The organism is Mesorhizobium sp. M7A.F.Ca.CA.004.04.2.1 (genome assembly GCF_004022825.1).
Taxonomy (GTDB): domain Bacteria; phylum Pseudomonadota; class Alphaproteobacteria; order Rhizobiales; family Rhizobiaceae; genus Mesorhizobium.
Window position 1 is genome coordinate 1 of sequence record NZ_RZPH01001139.1, and the last position, 1,815, is coordinate 1,815.

A 1,815-nucleotide genomic window follows, 5' to 3' on the forward strand; every position below is an offset into this window, starting at 1 on the left:
GCCCCCTTCAGCGGAGGCTTCGACCTCGGCAGCCTGCTTGCCAATCTTCTTCTGCTCCAGGGTGTCGGTTTCGAGGATCAATTGACCTGGAATGCGCCAAGCTGGAGCATTTCGGCCGAGTTCTTCGCCTATCTCCTGTTTGCCGGCGTGGTCTTCGTCGCCGGTGCGCGCGCCTGGATATGGTTCGTCGCCGCCGCCGTCACCGCGCCGCTGTTCCTGCTCGGCTTCTCGAATCATCATATGGATGTGTCCTTCGATTTCGGCTTCATCCGTTGCCTGTACGGCTTCTCGCTCGGCGCCTTGCTGGCCTGGTTTCAGCATGATTCCATTGCAGGGGCGCGACAGGCCCTCGCCAGGAGCGGCCCGCGGATGGACTGGACCCTTGCCGAAATCGTCATGGTGACCGTCATCGTGCTTTTCGTCTCGCTGGCGGGCGGCAATGATTTCGGCATCGCGGCACCCCTGGTGTTCGCGCTGGCGCTGTTCCTGTTCGCCCATGAGGGCGGCTGGATCAGCGTCTTGCTGAGAACCCCGTTCATGTTGACGCTCGGCGCGCTGTCCTACTCGATCTACATGGTCCACATTTTCGTCCAGGCGCGCCTGATCAACATCGCCGGGCTCGTCGAGCGCAAGCTCGGCCTCGGCCTGATGGGCGATTTCATGCTGCGCGGCCAGCCTGCCACCGGCTTCGGCGCCGGCTGGACGGGAGCATTGGCGATCGTCGTCATGCTCGCGGCCACCATTGCCGCCTCCTGGATCACCTGGCGTTTTGTCGAGATGCCGGCCATGGCGTGGTTCCGCCGGCTCTCGAAACGCATCTGACGCGCACTCCCCGCGAACAACCGCTAGCCGGCTTCGTTCACCTGGATGTCACGAGGGTCGCCTATCCCGATCTCGATCCGGCAAGGAGCGATTCTCGATGCGGACCATCTGGCTGAGCCTTCTGTTTTCCTCGGCACTTGTGGCCTTTTCTGACCAGTCATTGGCCGGCGAGACCCGCGCCAGGCAGATTCTTGACCGCTTCGAGCACGCCAACCAGTGGCGCGACCACGTCATGGTGGCCGCGCATCGCGCCGGCAGCATGCAGGCGGGCAAGACGCTCTACGCGGAAAATTCGATTGCCGCCGTGGAGGGGTCGATCGCCATGGGCGCAGAAATCGTCGAGGTCGATATCAGGCGCTCGAAGGACGGTGAGTTCGTCGTCATGCATGACAGCTGGCTCGACCGCACCACCACCTGCAAGGGCGAGGTGGTCAAATACACCCTGGCCGAACTGAAGACCTGCAGGCTGGTGGTCGAAGGCACCGGTGCGGTGACGGGTGAAACAGTCTCGACGCTGCGCGAGATGCTGATGGCGACCAGGGACAGGATCCTCATCAACCTCGACAACAAGCTCGACGTCGGCGACCTCTCGGGCATGATCGCGGTGGCTCGCGATCTCGGCATGGCCGAGCAGGTTATCGTCAAGGAGAATTTGTGGAACCAGAACCGGATCACCACGGTCCAGGCGGCAATGACCGCTATCGGCGGCGGCTTCCAGTTCATGCCGATCATCGCCGATGATGCGGTGCGTGATGCCGGCTTCGCCCGGACGGTCGGCCATGCCTTTTCGCCGCGCGCAATCGAGCTGATCAACTGGCGGGCAGGCGCCGAGACGCTGACCGAGACCGGCGGACCGTTGTTCAGCATGCGCATGCGCGCGGCCGCGGTCAGGGGCAACTGGCACATCTGGGCCGACACCTACGCCATCGCCAACAAGCCGGGCGGCTTCCTTGCCGGCGGCCGCGGCGACGAACTGGCGGTGCAGGCCAGCCT

2 protein-coding genes are annotated in these 1,815 nt (G+C 63.9%); both read left to right on the plus strand.

Going from position 1 to position 1,815, the window contains the following annotated elements; all coding sequences use genetic code 11:
* The coding region (locus tag EN893_RS32190) for an acyltransferase (RefSeq protein ID WP_164901313.1) at positions 1–822 on the plus strand (822 nt) is incomplete at its 5' end.
* Positions 823–919: 97 nt separating this feature from the next.
* Positions 920–1,815 (plus strand): glycerophosphodiester phosphodiesterase family protein (locus EN893_RS32195; RefSeq protein WP_164901314.1); only part of this gene is annotated, 896 nt, incomplete at its 3' end.